The sequence below is a fragment of the Rouxiella badensis genome (assembly GCF_002093665.1).
GTDB lineage: Bacteria > Pseudomonadota > Gammaproteobacteria > Enterobacterales > Enterobacteriaceae > Rouxiella > Rouxiella badensis.
Map to the genome: position 1 here is coordinate 41,650 of NZ_MRWE01000027.1, position 14,363 is coordinate 56,012.

Genomic DNA, 14,363 nt, shown 5'->3' on the forward strand with positions numbered 1-14,363 from the left:
TAAGGACTTATTTCGCAGGGTGATGCTTTGCCCAATGGTCGGCGATCTCCTGACGTTTACAGATCCAAACGCGATCGTGTGACTGCACGTAATCCAGGAAGCGCTGCAGCGCGCGAAAACGTCCCGGGCGGCCCAGAATACGGCAGTGCATGCCAATTGACATCATTTTCGGCGAGGTTTCTCCCTCGGCATAAAGCACGTCAAAGCTGTCTTTCAGGTAAGTGTAAAACTGTTCACCGGTGTTAAACCCCTGCGCTGAGGCGAAACGCATATCATTAGCCTCGAGCGTGTAAGGGATAACCAGATGCTGCTTCACCTCGCCTGAATCAAGCTTGACCGGCGTCCAAAACGGCAGGTCATCGCCATAATAGTCGCTGTCGTACTGCAAGCCCCCTTGTTCAACCACTAGCCTGCGGGTATTCGGGCTGTCGCGTCCGGTGTACCAGCCGAGCGGCTGAGTGCCAAACAGGTCTCCAAGAATATCGATGGCCTTACGCATATACTCAGCCTCTTGCTGCACGCTCATGTCCTGATAATGAGTCCAGCGCCAGCCGTGGCTCACCACGTCATAATCTGCCTGCTTAATAGCCTCAACCACCTGAGGATTGCGCGCCAACGCCATCGCCACGCCAAAAACGGTTAACGGCAGGCCGCGCTTTTGGAACTCCTGGTGGATGCGCCAGAACCCTGCACGCGAGCCGTATTCATACAGCGAATCCATCGACATATGGCGGTCAGGGAAACTGGCTGCGCCGATAATATCGGAGAGGAACTGCTCGGAACCTGCGTCGCCGTGAAGGACGTTATTTTCGCCACCTTCTTCATAATTAAGCACAAACTGTACGGCAATGCGGGCGTTGTTCGGCCAGTTGGCATGAGGAGGACGGCCAGCGTAACCTATCAAGTCACGTGGGTAATCGCGGGTAAAACCATAATCGATATCAGACATTGTGTTCCCTGCTTGTCGCTAGTTGTTCAGATCTTTAAAGCGCCCGGAGAGTGGCTTGGGCAAAGGATAATCGAGGTCACCGTGCTTGCTGGTTGTTAGGCGCAGAGCGTTTAATGACTCAATCAGACGCACTGCGGCGCTGACGCCATCGATAACCGGAATACCCAGCTCGAGGGTCAGCTCCTGCGCCAAATCAGCCATGCCGCCGCAGCCGAGCACGATAGCGCCGCTGCCGTCAGTCTGTTTCGACTTAATGCACTGCTCGCGTACCTTCTGCTGCGCCAATCCGCTGCCGTCGTCAAGCGAAAGCACTGGTAAATCAATAGAGTGCAGTGCGGCGCAGTGGCGCTCAAAGCCGTACTGATGCAGTAAATGGCGTGCAATAACCAGCGTCCGGGGCAAGGTGGTTACTATCGAGAAGCGGGTCGCCACCAGCGTAGCCATGTGCATCGCGGCTTCAGCAATGCCGACCACCGGCGCGCGAGCCAGCTCACGGGCGGCAAGCAGGCCAGGGTCACCGAAGCAGGCAATGATATGTCCGTCGACGCCCGCATTACGCCCTGCTTTCACCTGTTGTAAAACGCCAAGCGTGGCAATCGCTTCGTCGAAATGCCCTTCAATGGAAGGCGCACCTTCATCAGGACATACGGCAAGAATTTCTGTACCCGGTGAAGCAACCTGACGCGCGGTGGCTGCCATTATTTCCGTCATGCCGAGGCTGGTATTGGGATTGATTAATTGTATACACAGCGATGAACGCGTATCGCGAGATAATGATTCAGCCATTATTGCGCTTCCTCGCCCTGCACCTGCCGGTCCACAATGCCTGAAAACATCTGGGCGAAATCCGGCGTCGGACCTTCGCTGTTCTCGAAACGCAGGCTGGCGACAATATTGTCAAAATGCTGAGCCATTTTCTCGGCCAGCGCAACTGCGTCACGTTTTTTAAGCAACGACAGCAGAAAGTCATGATCGTGGCAACGGCATCCCTGCTGCCACGGCGCGCCCCAGGCAGCGATAGCCAGCGAGGAACGTAGGGTCAGCTGTGAAACCGTTTCGGTCAGCACTTTATTGCCTGAAATGGCCTGCAACTGAACGTGAAACGCCGCAGACAGACGGATCGCCGCCGGGCCGTTACGCTCCTCGTGTGCAACCTTCTCTTCGTTGACCAACTTTTTCATCGCTGCCAGATGCGTCGACTGACAATGCGCCACCACTTCACTCATATTGGCACACTCTAAAATTTTACGCGTGGTGAATACGCTGCGCGACTCTTCGGCGTCTGGCACGGTCACGTGCGCACCACGTTTGGGCAACAGCGTCACCAGTTGCACTGCGGCAAGGCGCTGAAGCACGCGACGAATACCGGTACGGCTCACGGAAAACGCCTCGGCCAGGGCTTCTTCGGGCAGTTTGTTACCGGGCAAAAGCTGGTGTTCAACGATAGAACGCACCAACGCGTTGTAAATGTGGTCGTCCTTATCCTCAGTAAAATAAGCCGTATTCAGGCCGTTCCAGCTGGTCATTATCACTACTCCGTATACCGAACAGATACTTAATCGTATACATGAAAATATTTTTTTGTATACAAAAAATGAAATTTGGCCTAATTCCTGCACTGAACATTTGAATGATTAATTTTTTGGATCGCCGGACGCCGGCCTCCCTTCTTCCAAATGTTGTTTATGACAGGAGCACGATCTATGCCAAACAAGGGAAACACCTCTGCTGCTGCCCCGGAGAATAGCGCCGGAATCATCAAGCCCCACTACAGCCCGAGGCTGTGCAATGACGATCTGGCTCCGACGCGGGACCAGAACTGGAGCTGGTACAACATCTTTTCTTTCTGGATGTCTGACGTACACAGCATGGGCGGCTACGTGGTCGCAGCAAGCTTCTTCACACTGGGGCTGGCAAGCTGGCAGGTGTTGATTTGCCTGCTTTGTGGCATCTGTATCGTGCAGCTTTGCGCCAATCTGGTCGCCAAGCCAAGCCAGCAGGCGGGCGTGCCTTACGCCGTTATCTGCCGTCAGGCGTTTGGCGTTTTCGGCGCCAATATTCCGGCGGTGATCCGTGGGCTTATCGCCTTTGCCTGGTACGGCATTCAAACCTATCTGGCTGCCAGCGCGCTGATGCTGGTTCTGCTGAAGTTCTTCCCTGGCCTTAATCCGCTAACGCAGCCGCACTGGCTGGGTCTTTCGGCGCTGGGCTGGATCTGTTTTGGCGTGATGTGGGTCCTGCAGGCGATGGTGTTCTGGCATGGCATGAGCGCAATCAAACGCTTTATTGATGTCGCGGGTCCGGCCGTTTACGTGGTAATGCTTATGCTGGCCGGATGGATTGTGTACAAAACGGGTCTGAGCAACATCTCCTTTACGCTGGCCAGTAAATCTCTGAGCGTCGGTCAGCAGACCTGGGAAATGATCACGGCTACCGCGCTGGTCGTCTCTTACTTCTCCGGCCCGCTGCTGAATTTCGGTGACTTTTCTCGCTACGGCAAAAACATGAGCGAGATCCGTCGCGGCAATCGTTGGGGGCTGCCGTTTAACTTCCTGTTGTTCTCTATCGTTACCGTGGTGATTGTTTCCGGCACCCAGTCGCTGTTCGGCACCATGATAACCGACCCTATCGAAACCGTAAGCCGCGTCGGTAACAGCGTTGCCGTGGCGTTGGGCCTACTGACCATGATTATTGCCACTATCGGCATTAATATCGTCGCCAACTTCGTTTCTCCGGCCTTCGACTTCTCCAACTGCTCGCCGCAAAAAATCAGTTTCCGCACCGGTGGGATGATTGCTGCCGTGGGTTCCGTGCTGTTAACGCCGTGGAACCTGTTCCAGTCACCAGAGCTGATTCACTACACGCTCGACGTACTGGGCGCGTTTATCGGGCCGTTATTCGGTATTCTGCTGGCGGATTACTACCTGATCAAACGCGGTCATATGGACGTGGATGCGCTGTTCAACGCGACGCCTTCGGGTCGCTACTGGTATCGCAACGGCTTTAATCCCAAGGCTATCGGGGCGCTGGTTCCTGCGGTGTTAATTGGTCTGCTGATTAGCTTTACGCCGAGCCTGCACGGCGTGGCCAACTTCAGCTGGTTTATCGGCGCATTTCTGTCGGGTGGATTCTATCGCTTTATTGCGCGTCATGACCGTGCGACCAGCACCTCAATGAACTATATGAAGGCCGAGCTGGGCAAAGAATAATTTCTGAAGGGATATAAAGCAGCGAAGCCCTGATTCATTACTGAATCAGGGCTTCTGAATAGTGGCGGAACGGACGGGGCTCGAACCCGCGACCCCCTGCGTGACAGGCAGGTATTCTAACCAACTGAACTACCGCTCCACTTTTTTACTGCTTACTGCCGCTCCATGTCACTGGAACGAGGCGAATATTACGGTTGGTCGCTGATTCCGTCAATGCTTTTTCTGACAAATAATTCTATTTGCTCAGTATTTCCTCATCACGCTGTTTTTCACGCCAGGGATGCTTTATTTTCACTCAGTTTCCGGTGGCGCCGGTCGCCACAAACAGCTTCCGCCCTTCTTCATCACCAGATCGAGACGCGATTCATGCGCGCTCAATTCTTCATCGCTGGCAAACAACACCTTCAAACCCGAGGCCGGTCGCAGGATAGGCTGAATATCCAACCCGTCAGCGCCGGTATTCTGCTCGCCTTCGTGGGAAAACTTCATCAACGTCTGCCCACCGGTCATCATCAGATAGACTTCGGCGAGAATTTCGGAGTCAAGCAATGCGCCGTGCAGCGTTCGCTTGCTGTTGTCTATCAGATAGCGGTCACTCAGCGCATCGAGGTTGTTACGCTTGCCGGGAAACAGCTTGCGTGCCATCTGCAGGCTGTCGGTAATCTTGCAAAACGTTTCGGTTTTGGGGATATCACGCCCCAGCATGCCGAACTCGTAGTCCATGAAGCCGATGTCAAAGTTCGCGTTATGGATGACCAGCTCACCGCCGCGAATGTAGTCCAGGAAGTCGTCGGCAATGTCGGCGAACGTTGGCTTGTCGGCAAGAAATTCGTCGCTGATGCCGTGAACGTTGAAGGCTTCGGGATCGATCAGTCTGTCCGGCTTCAAATAGACGTGGAAATTTCTGCCGGTCAGGCGTCGGTTGATGACCTCGACGGCACCGATTTCAATGATACGATGCCCTTCGAAGTGGACGCCCAGCTTATTCATACCGGTGGTTTCGGTATCGAGAACAATCTGTCTGGTAGGTGTTGTTAGCATATTGCAGTGCTCATAGCGCTCGTTTATGTCAGACTTGGCTTTTATATTCTGATGGAAGAGTCTACCAGAGATGCGCAAACAGGTAGAAATTTTCACCGACGGATCTTGCCTCGGCAATCCGGGACCCGGTGGTTACGGCGCAATATTGCGCTACAAAGAGCATGAAAAACCCTTTAGTGCGGGTTATCGACTGACAACCAACAACCGCATGGAGCTGATGGCCGCTATCGTCGCACTCGAAGCGCTAACCGCCCCCTGCGACGTGACGCTCAGCACCGACAGCCAGTATGTTCGCCAGGGAATAACCCAGTGGATCCACAACTGGAAGAAACGTGGCTGGAAAACCGCTGACAAGAAACCGGTGAAAAACGTCGATTTATGGCAACGGCTGGATGCCGCGATTCAGACGCACACCCTGAACTGGATGTGGGTCAAGGGCCACGCGGGCCATCCTGAGAACGAACGCTGTGACGAGCTGGCACGTCTTGCCGCCGGAAATCCTACGCTCGAAGACGTAGGTTATCAGCCAGAGAAATAGTCTGCACCGCGCAAGGGCTAGTCGTCATGCTCTTCGCGGTAGGACTTGTTTGCGCCGACGGGTTGGGCAATCGACTGTCGGCGTGCCTGCACTTTTTTAGCGGTGGGCAGCAGCGGCAGCGTGCGTTTACGTGCCACGATAACCGTCATACAACCGAGCGCCGGAAGATGCGCACTGAGCAGTTCCCCGCCGTGCCGGTGCCAGGGCAATACCTGAAACCGTGATTTAAACATCACTTCATAGTTGAGCAAACTCAGCCAGTCGATGAGCCTTGTCTGACTAAACATGCGGCTAATGTAAGGCTGCTTTTTACGCAGGAAGGGAACGCACTTTCCGAGCCCTATCACGCTAAGCGGCGCAAATCCGCTCAACACCAGCCAGCCATCGTCTATTAAAACTCTATCTACCTCGCGCAGTATACGATGCGGATCGGTGGCATAATTCAGCGTGTGGCACAGCAGACAGGCATCGACTGACTTCTGTTCAAACGGCAGATAGTAAGGGTCACCGAGCACGTGCAGCCCTTGCCCGTCGGGCGCAACGTTGACCTGATGCGAGATGGGACAATCTTCGCTGTTGATTTCAGTACTCAAATTGCCAATTTTAAGCAAATGAAAGCCATACAACTTGCTCCACCAGGGTTGCAGTTGTCTTTCAAGCGCGGCACGGTAGTAATCACCACGGGGAATGTCATCCCAGGATGAAGGCACCACGAGCTTTTTGCGGATATGTGCTGACTTCATGTTTTGTTTTCAACTTTCAGGCATTTGCTAAACAGGAGTTTGTCATGAATCTTATCAGTATTCCGGCCCTGCAGGACAACTACATTTGGTTACTTGATGACCAAAATGGTCATTGTGTGATAGTGGATCCCGGTGAGGCCGAGCCGGTGCTTGAGGCACTCGGAAAACGTCATCTGACTCCAACGGCTATCATGCTGACCCACCATCATCACGACCATGTCGGCGGCGTGAGGGCGATAATTGAGCGATTTCCCGCTGTAACAGTGTACGGCCCCGAAGAAACTTTGAGCAAAGGCGCTCAGATAATTCTTAAAAACGGCGACGAGGTCGAAATCGGGGGGGTAAACTGGGCTATTTTTGCTACGCCCGGGCACACTTTAGGTCACATTTCATACTATAGCGCACCTTATCTTTTCTGCGGTGATACGATGTTTTCGGCAGGGTGTGGACGCCTCTTCGAAGGAACCGCCGAGCAAATGTACCAGTCGTTTCAACGCTTAGCCGAACTTCCGGACGAAACGCTTGTCTGCTGCGCGCACGAATATACAGTCTCAAACCTTAAGTTTGCACGCTCAATTCTTCCCGACGATTCTGATATCTCAGCCCATGAAGAAACGGTGCTAGATAAGCGTAAAAAGGGGCAATCATCCCTCCCTACAACGCTCGGTTTAGAACGTAAAATCAACCTGTTTTTACGTTGTCATGACGTTGATTTACAAAACAATTTAAACATTAACGAAAGCATTACGACTGACTGGCAGGTTTTTGCGCTTTTGAGGCATCTCAAAGATAGCTTCTGAACCTTTTAGTTGTCTTTTTTGACGAGGCAAAGTAGTATTGCTCGTCTTTTAAGCAACTATGACACACACATGAAGGCTAATGCGATAATCATCATCGCCTCCGTGTTGTTGCTAGCTGGTTGTCAGGCGTCCAGGCAGGACGGCAAAATACCAGAACAGCACGCACAGAGTTTGTCTTCGGCAAGTCAAAGTGAAGCAGGAGAGTACACAGACGATGGGCAGTCGACGTCGGCGCAGTGGTTAGGTTCGAGTGACCCCAATGCGCAAAAGAATCTGTGGAACTTCATTGGCGACGAGCTGAAGATGAAGGTTCCGGATAATCCCCGGATCCGTGAGCAAAAACTAAAATATTTAAAAAATAAGAGCTATCTCCACGATGTAACATTACGGGCAGAGCCGTACATGTACTGGATCACAGAGCAGATTAAGAAACGTAATATGCCGATGGAACTAGTACTGCTACCCATAGTGGAGAGCGCTTTTGACCCCAAAGCAACTTCAGCAGCTAATGCCGCTGGGTTATGGCAGATTGTGCCAAGTACGGGTCGCAATTATGGTTTGAAAGATAACCAGTGGTATGACGGTCGCCGTGATGTTGTGGCATCGACAACCGCAGCGCTTGATATGATGCAAAACCTGAACAAGATGTTTGGCGGCGACTGGTTACTGACCGTTGCAGCGTATAACAGCGGTGAAGGTCGCGTGATGCAAGCGATAAAACAGAATAAAGCGAAAGGTCGCCCAACAGACTTCTGGTCATTGGCTCTCCCGCGTGAGACGTCGATTTACGTACCGAAGATGTTAGCGCTTAGCGATATTCTTAAGCACAGTAAAAAATACGGAATTAGCTTACCGAAGCCTGACGAAGACCGTGCTCTGGCGCGTGTCGAAGTAGGCCAACAGATGCAGTTAACTCAGGCGGCTGAGATGGCGGGCATGTCACTGACTAAGCTTAAATCCTTCAATACCGGCTATAAACGTAATGTTACGGCCCCTAACGGCCCACATTACATTGTGTTACCAAAGGCGCATGCCGACCAGCTCAAAGATTCCCTGGCTGATGAAGACATCAACGCAGTACAGGAAACGAGATTGGCCAGCAACAGCACGTCTGGTGCAGCTTCTTACAAGGTCCGCTCCGGCGACAGCCTGTCAGGGATTGCAGCTAGACTGAATGTGAAGTCCAGTGATTTACAGCGTTGGAACAATTTACGCTCGGCGAGCGTGCTAAAAGTTGGGCAAACCCTGCAAGTGGCAGACAGCGGCGTGAGTGGTAGCAACAGCAGTATTACGTATCAGGTACGTAAAGGCGATTCGTTGGCCAGTATTGCTCGACGTAACGGCGTGAACATCAAAGATGTGATGCGCTGGAATGCGGGCATGGACAACCTTCAACCAGGCGAGAAGCTGACGCTCTACGTCAGCGGCAAGCAGAGTCCTGAAAGTTGATACCGCACTGTAGTCGTTAAGAAAAAAGCACCTTCGGGTGCTTTTTTTATGCCTTGAGTATAGCGCCGTTAATATCACCCATCGGGTAAAAAACTATTTACCCCAAATCACTCCCGCCAAAGATAAATAACAAATCCTATTAGGCTTATGCATTTTAAAATAACAAAAATCATCAACAAACCTCACAGAATATAATTTTATTGAAAGCGCAACTGTTAGTCCTTCGACCTGTAATTGCCCAAAAAAATGTGATTTGCATCACAAAATATGACAACATTGAAATTAGCTGTTATAGATATTACACAGTGAGAAACAGACCAAACCCTTTGGCACGCCTGATGCCAGCACGCAGGGCAAGGGGGAGAGATAGCGTTATCGGCCTCTATTTCTCACCAATTTCTATCCTGATTGGCCACCTATTTTTCCCCTTTCACTCTTTTGCAAGGACGTATTTGAAACACTGAAATCAAACTAATAAACAAGGTACTTATGACGCAGATAAATGAAGAAAAAATTGAAACACTCTCAGAGACGCGAGGGAGCGAAAATAGCGCTCCGGCTACGGTTGAAAATAGTGATAACAACAGTTTTCTCAGCGCAGATGCGTTTCTCCTTACCGCAACGGGCATAGCCGCCATCGCCGGGTTCCTCTACGGATACGACACCGGGATTATTTCGGGCGCGCTGCTACAAATCACGCACGACTTTTCCCTGTCGAGCCACGCTCAGGAATGGGTGACCAGCGCCATACTCGTGGGGGCAGTTATCGGCGCACTGTGCTGCGGTAAACTCTCGAGCTCTATAGGCCGCCGCTATACGGTGATGACCGTCGCCGGTATTTTCGCCATTGGCGTAATCGGCTCGGGCCTTTCCGCCTCGGCGTTTTGGCTGGGAGTGGCGCGTATCGTGCTCGGATTTGCCGTCGGCGGAGCCTCACAGATAGTGCCGGTGTATATCGCTGAGCTTGCCCCGCCCGAAAAACGGGGGCGACTGGTGACCTTTTTCAATATTTCTATCGGTATCGGCATTCTCACCGCTGGCCTGGTCGGCGCGTTTATGCAGGATATCTGGTCATGGCGCGTGATGTTCTCGGTCGCGGCTATCCCGGCGCTGATTTTGCTGGTCGGTATGCTGCCACTGCCTGAGAGCCCACGCTGGTTGGTCGGTCAGAAACGTATCAAAGAAGCGCGTGTTGCGTTGAACATGGTGCGTGAAACCGATCGCGAAGTGCGCCATGAACTGCGAAATATTCAAAAAGTACACGATAAAGTCGAACGTAAAGCCGTCGCAGGCTGGAAAGACCTCAAACAGCCGTGGATGCGCCCTGCCCTGTTTGCCGGTTTAGGCGTAGCGGCTTTTACTCAGCTTTCGGGCATCGAGATGATGATCTACTACACGCCCACCTTCCTGACCGATGCAGGCTTTAGCCGAGGCGCGGCGCTGCATTCGGCGCTGGGTGTGGCGGTGATTTATCTGGTGCTGACGATTATCGGTAAGCTCGTGGTCGACCACGTGGGCCGTCGTACCCTGACTCTGTGGATGATGCCGGGTGCCATCATCAGCCTGTTTCTGCTTGGCCTGATGTTTATGCTGGATAGTCATGGCCAGCAATATGGCTGGTTGATAGTGACCTGTCTGTTTGCGTTTATGGTGTTTAACTCGGGCGGGATCCAGGTTATTGGCTGGCTTCTGGGTTCAGAGGTCTATCCGATGAGCATCAGGGAAAAGGCGACCAGCCTGCACGCGGCAACGCTATGGGGCTCGAATCTGCTTCTCACCGCCACCGCACTTTCACTGGTCAACATCTTAGGCATCGGCGGGGCAATGTGGTTCTATGCGCTGCTCAACCTGTTGGGCTTCCTGTTTATCTTCTTTATGGTTCCGGAAACAAAGGGGCGCTCGCTGGAAGAGATAGAGACTTCACTGAAAGAGGGCCGCTTCTACCCGCGCCAGCGGAGCAAACAGCCCAAGGCCGTAAAGCAGGTCGATAAAATCGCTTAACGCTTGCCCCGGTCGAGCCTTGCGCTTGCCGGGGCAAATTTTCTTCAGGGGTGCTGCTGCGCTAAAAAGTCCACCAGCAGTGGATTATGATCGGAAGCCCGCGTCTCCAGCACCTGAGCCTGTGTCACGCTCAACCCGCGGTAGAAGATAAAATCGAGCGGGCGGCCAAACGCCCGGCGACGCAGGTCCGCAGGGAAACGAACCTCCTGAAGCGAGATATTGCTCGCAAAACCGTACAACGCATTAATGCGCTGGCGGCTCCACGCATTGAAATCCCCCGCCATCACCACCGGACCTTTATGGTTGGCAATCTGTTCGCCGATAGGGTCGAGCTGCTTACTGTAAACGTCGACACCAATGCTGAAATTCACCGCGTGAATGTTGACTACCATTAACAGGCGACCATCCGTTAAGGGGTACACGGTGATTAACGCAGACTTTGACAGACGAAGCAGCGGCTCCCGTTCGCGCAGCGGACAGCAATACACCGGATGCGCGGCGGCCAGCGTCATCACCCCAGAAGGATGCTGTGGTAAAACAAAGGCGGGTACCTGATCGGCAGCCAGAAAATTAGACGTGGCAAAACGGATAAGTTCAGGAGTCGTCTGCGCCTCTTGCAGCAGGACCAACTGCGCGTCTTTACCGAAGCCCTGCAGTACAGAAAGCCAGTCAGCGCGCTGCTGTTTAAAGATGTTCCATACCATGATGCGCAAGACGTTCGAATTGGTGAGTGCCGCGCCGGGTGGCAGATCGGGTCCAGGATGTGGCAATACACCTGGGAAGATTTGCTCAACCGGCTGACCGGCAACATACCTCATTGCATACGTTTTTTTCGGCACACTGTTAACCCATTTCTACCCAGAATCCCTCAAGATAATTGGAAACTGGCGATATCCATCGTGAATCTGCTGTGCGGAAAATTTCCCTTCAGCGGTATTTCCCAGTATACGCCCCACTTAAGGAAGACCCAATTTGTTTACATTGGTATACATCTTGAGCTTAAAAAACATCAATAACCTGATCCGACATTTGATAGCAAGCCCGCTGGCCCTGTGCTTAAATAACCAGAATATTTAGAAATTTATGTCCGGGATGCAACAATGAAAGCGAGTTCAGAAGAGCTGATGGTCTTTGTGACGGTGGTCGAGAGCGGCAGTTTTAGCAGGGCCGCCGAGCATCTCGGGCAGGATAATTCGGTGGTCAGTCGGACGATAAAGCGGCTAGAGCAGAAATTAGACATTCAGTTGCTCAATCGCACCACGCGTCAAATTAGCCTGACTCATGAGGGCGAACGCTACTTTACCCGGGTTCAAAAAATCCTTCAGGAGATGGCGGCAGCGGAAAATGACCTGCTGGAGAATCGCAACGAACCACAAGGTCTGCTGCGAGTGGATGCCGCTACGCCGGTGGTGCTTCATGTTCTCACTCCGCTGGTCGCCGAATTCACTCAGCGCTATCCCAAAATGACGCTTTCGCTCTTCTCCTCGGAGAGCAATATCAACTTAATCGATCAGCAGGTGGATATCGCGATTCGCATCGGCGAGTTGGAAGACTCAAGCCTGCGCGCCCGCAAACTGATGTTGAGCTATCGAAGCGTATTGGCCTCACCGGCGTATTTGGAAAAATGGGGTGTGCCGAAAAACGTGGACGATCTCGCCAATCATCGGTGCCTGGGATTCAACGAGGTGTTGCATCTCAACAAATGGCCGCTGCTGTGTGCAGACGGCCAACAGTTGACGATTACGCCATTTATCTCTGCTGGCAGCGGTGAGACCCTGCGCCAGCTTTGTCTGACGGGCAACGGGATTGCCTGTCTTTCAGACTTTATGATCAAGCAGGACGTTGATAAAGGCGATCTGGTTGAGCTGCTGGTACCCGCGGTGATGCGCATCGCCATGCCGATGCACGCAGTTTATTACAGCGACCAGGCCGTCAGCACGCGTATTCGCTGCTTTATCGACTTCCTGAGTGAAAAACTACAGCACGTCGAAGCAAATTAAGCATCCCACTCTGGCGCCAGGCCTTGCGGACTGACCAGACGCCCGTTACGTTCAAGCTGGGCAATCTGCGCCATATCTTGTGGCGACAACTTCAGCGTTTGCGCCTGCAAATTGCTTTCTAGGTTTGCCCGCTTGGTCGAAGACGGGATCACCGCATAACCCAGCTGAAGCGCCCATGCCAAAACAACCTGTGCCGGTGTTGCACCATGTTGCTCGGCAATCTGCATGATAGTGGCATCCTTCAGCGCCTCACCATAGGCCAGCGTCATGTAGGAGGTTATCGCGATATTGTGCTGGCGCGCGAAATCCACGACCTGCTGATTTTGCAGGAATGGCGATAGCTCAATCTGATTGGTAGCAATCTCGGCGGCGCCTACGGCATCGATGGCCTCCTGCATCAACGCCACGGTAAAGTTTGAAATCCCTATCTGGTGCGTCAGCCCTTGCTTTTTTGCCTCAACCAGCGCCTGCATCGTTTCCGCGACGCTGACAGCGCCGTTCGGCGACGGCCAGTGGATCAGCGTCAGATCGACGTAATCGGTTTTAAGCTTACTGAGGCTGACTTTCAGGCTTTCAATCACCGCGCCGGCGCTGAGATTTTCGATCCAAATCTTGGTCGTGATAAAGATCTCTTCGCGTGGGATGCCGCTTTCTGCTATGGCCTCACCTACCGCGCCTTCGTTGTCATAAATTTGGGCGGTGTCGACAGCACGGTATCCCAGCGCCAGCGCCGTTGAAACCGAGTCTTTTACAATCTGATCTTTTAAACGGAATGTCCCTAAACCAAAGGCTGGAATGTTCATCTTAAGGCTCTCTTCATTAAGTGTTTATTAAACGATAACTCGCTTACGGGGTCAGGAATGAGGAGAGTATGGCCTCTAGGTTAATGGATAAAAATAACCTGATTACCATAATACTTTTGACTAAAATGCAATAATCACGCGGATTCAGAGGCAGGGTAAAAGCGTTGCCAGTCGAGCGCAGGCAGCATCTCAAGGCGGTTATTTTGGGCGTTGACACCCCAGTGCTGTATAGCGTCATTGGCGTCAGGCAGCGCCAGCGCCGCAAGGCAACCCTCGGTAGCGGTATGGCAGAGTCGTAAGGCGGTAGATTGGGACAAAAAGGTTTTTGCATCAGGATTAAGCGCCACGGCGTTCATCATCAAAACCCCTTCCCCCGTCTGCTTCACAAGCGCCTCGCGCTGGCACCAAAGCTGCCAAAACGCGGTTTGCAGGCTACATTGGGCATTCAGCCAGTCATTTTCTTTAGCACTGAAATATTGCCGAGCGATGGACAGCAGGCTTCTCCTTTGGCGGTCGATTTCGATATCGCAGCCTACCGGTCCACGGTCGGAAACGGCCACCAGCAGCCGATCGGCGCTGTGACTCAGGTTGAAAAAGGGTTGCACAGCGTCGGTAAAAACCGGTTTTCCGCCCGCAAGGAGCGTCATTTCCGGCAGCGTCGCTCGGTTGAAAACCTTGAACATCAGTTCGGCAAGCAGCGCTCTGCCCGCTAAAAAGGTCTCAGCGCGTGCTGCCCCCATCCCCCCGGCCTGTGCGAGCAATGCAGGCGAAAGTCTATCCCGGCCAAGAGGGGCATCGAGCCTACCGAACGCGACAGCGGTCACCATCGC

At 52.8% G+C, this 14,363-nt stretch carries 14 protein-coding genes and 1 tRNA gene; 6 read left to right on the forward strand and 9 right to left on the reverse strand.

Annotated features, from left to right (window positions below; translation table 11 throughout):
* Nucleotides 1-7: 7 nt before the first annotated feature.
* Genes puuE through BS640_RS15595 form a run of 3 tightly spaced genes read right to left on the reverse strand, consistent with a single transcriptional unit; the run spans nt 8 to nt 2,475 of the window.
* On the reverse strand, nt 8-949 hold the full coding sequence (gene puuE / locus BS640_RS15585; protein ID WP_017491140.1) for an allantoinase PuuE: 942 nt from the start codon (nt 947-949) through the stop codon (nt 8-10).
* Between the two features lie 18 nt (nt 950-967).
* Nucleotides 968-1,735 (reverse strand): aspartate/glutamate racemase family protein, encoded by a 768-nt coding sequence (locus tag BS640_RS15590; protein WP_084912892.1) that lies wholly within the window; start codon nt 1,733-1,735, stop codon nt 968-970.
* Nucleotides 1,735-2,475 (reverse strand): GntR family transcriptional regulator, encoded by a 741-nt coding sequence (locus BS640_RS15595; RefSeq protein ID WP_017491142.1) that lies wholly within the window; start codon nt 2,473-2,475, stop codon nt 1,735-1,737. The genes BS640_RS15590 and BS640_RS15595 overlap by 1 nt, the downstream gene beginning before the upstream one ends.
* Nucleotides 2,476-2,652: 177 nt before the next feature.
* Here BS640_RS15595 and BS640_RS15600 point away from each other — a divergent pair, with 177 nt between their 5' ends.
* Complete coding sequence (locus BS640_RS15600; protein WP_017491143.1) at nt 2,653-4,158, forward strand: NCS1 family nucleobase:cation symporter-1; 1,506 nt, start codon at nt 2,653-2,655, stop codon at nt 4,156-4,158.
* Between the two features lie 62 nt (nt 4,159-4,220).
* Here the strand turns inward: BS640_RS15600 and BS640_RS15605 are convergent.
* Nucleotides 4,221-4,297, reverse strand: a tRNA-Asp gene (locus BS640_RS15605).
* A gap of 152 nt (nt 4,298-4,449) precedes the next feature.
* Nucleotides 4,450-5,199: a DNA polymerase III subunit epsilon gene (gene dnaQ / locus BS640_RS15610; RefSeq protein WP_017491144.1), complete on the reverse strand. Its 750-nt coding sequence runs from the start codon at nt 5,197-5,199 to the stop codon at nt 4,450-4,452.
* Nucleotides 5,200-5,269: 70 nt separating this feature from the next.
* Between dnaQ and rnhA the strand changes: the two genes are divergently transcribed.
* The gene (rnhA, locus tag BS640_RS15615; protein WP_017491145.1) at nt 5,270-5,737 is read left to right on the forward strand and encodes a ribonuclease HI; all 468 of its coding nucleotides are present in this window, start codon (nt 5,270-5,272) and stop codon (nt 5,735-5,737) included.
* Between the two features lie 17 nt (nt 5,738-5,754).
* On the opposite strand, the gene BS640_RS15620 is transcribed toward rnhA, so the two are convergent.
* Nucleotides 5,755-6,480 carry a methyltransferase domain-containing protein gene (locus BS640_RS15620; RefSeq protein ID WP_017491146.1) on the reverse strand — a complete coding sequence of 242 codons (726 nt, stop codon included), beginning with the start codon at nt 6,478-6,480 and terminating at the stop codon, nt 5,755-5,757.
* Between the two features lie 44 nt (nt 6,481-6,524).
* Between BS640_RS15620 and gloB the strand changes: the two genes are divergently transcribed.
* The 3 genes from gloB to BS640_RS15635 all read left to right on the forward strand — a co-directional run bounded on the left by gloB (nt 6,525) and on the right by BS640_RS15635 (nt 10,730).
* A complete protein-coding gene (gloB, locus tag BS640_RS15625; RefSeq protein WP_017491147.1) occupies nt 6,525-7,280 on the forward strand; it encodes a hydroxyacylglutathione hydrolase in 756 nt (251 codons plus the stop codon).
* Nucleotides 7,281-7,349: 69 nt separating this feature from the next.
* On the forward strand, nt 7,350-8,729 hold the full coding sequence (gene mltD / locus BS640_RS15630) for a murein transglycosylase D (protein ID WP_017491148.1): 1,380 nt from the start codon (nt 7,350-7,352) through the stop codon (nt 8,727-8,729).
* 489 nt (nt 8,730-9,218) lie between these two features.
* Nucleotides 9,219-10,730: a sugar porter family MFS transporter gene (locus tag BS640_RS15635; protein WP_017491149.1), complete on the forward strand. Its 1,512-nt coding sequence runs from the start codon at nt 9,219-9,221 to the stop codon at nt 10,728-10,730.
* 44 nt (nt 10,731-10,774) lie between these two features.
* On the opposite strand, the gene BS640_RS15640 is transcribed toward BS640_RS15635, so the two are convergent.
* Nucleotides 10,775-11,569, reverse strand: a complete 795-nt coding sequence (locus BS640_RS15640; protein ID WP_017491150.1) for an endonuclease/exonuclease/phosphatase family protein — start codon at nt 11,567-11,569, stop codon at nt 10,775-10,777.
* A 261-nt stretch (nt 11,570-11,830) separates the two neighbouring features.
* Here BS640_RS15640 and yafC point away from each other — a divergent pair, with 261 nt between their 5' ends.
* Nucleotides 11,831-12,730 (forward strand): DNA-binding transcriptional regulator YafC, encoded by a 900-nt coding sequence (gene yafC, locus BS640_RS15645; RefSeq protein WP_017491151.1) that lies wholly within the window; start codon nt 11,831-11,833, stop codon nt 12,728-12,730.
* Here the strand turns inward: yafC and dkgB are convergent.
* Nucleotides 12,727-13,533 (reverse strand): 2,5-didehydrogluconate reductase DkgB, encoded by an 807-nt coding sequence (gene dkgB, locus BS640_RS15650; protein WP_017491152.1) that lies wholly within the window; start codon nt 13,531-13,533, stop codon nt 12,727-12,729. The two genes, yafC and dkgB, sit on opposite strands and share 4 nt — an antisense overlap.
* A 134-nt stretch (nt 13,534-13,667) precedes the next feature.
* The gene (locus tag BS640_RS15655) at nt 13,668-14,360 is read right to left on the reverse strand and encodes a 4'-phosphopantetheinyl transferase family protein (protein WP_084912893.1); all 693 of its coding nucleotides are present in this window, start codon (nt 14,358-14,360) and stop codon (nt 13,668-13,670) included.
* Nucleotides 14,361-14,363 lie beyond the last annotated feature (3 nt).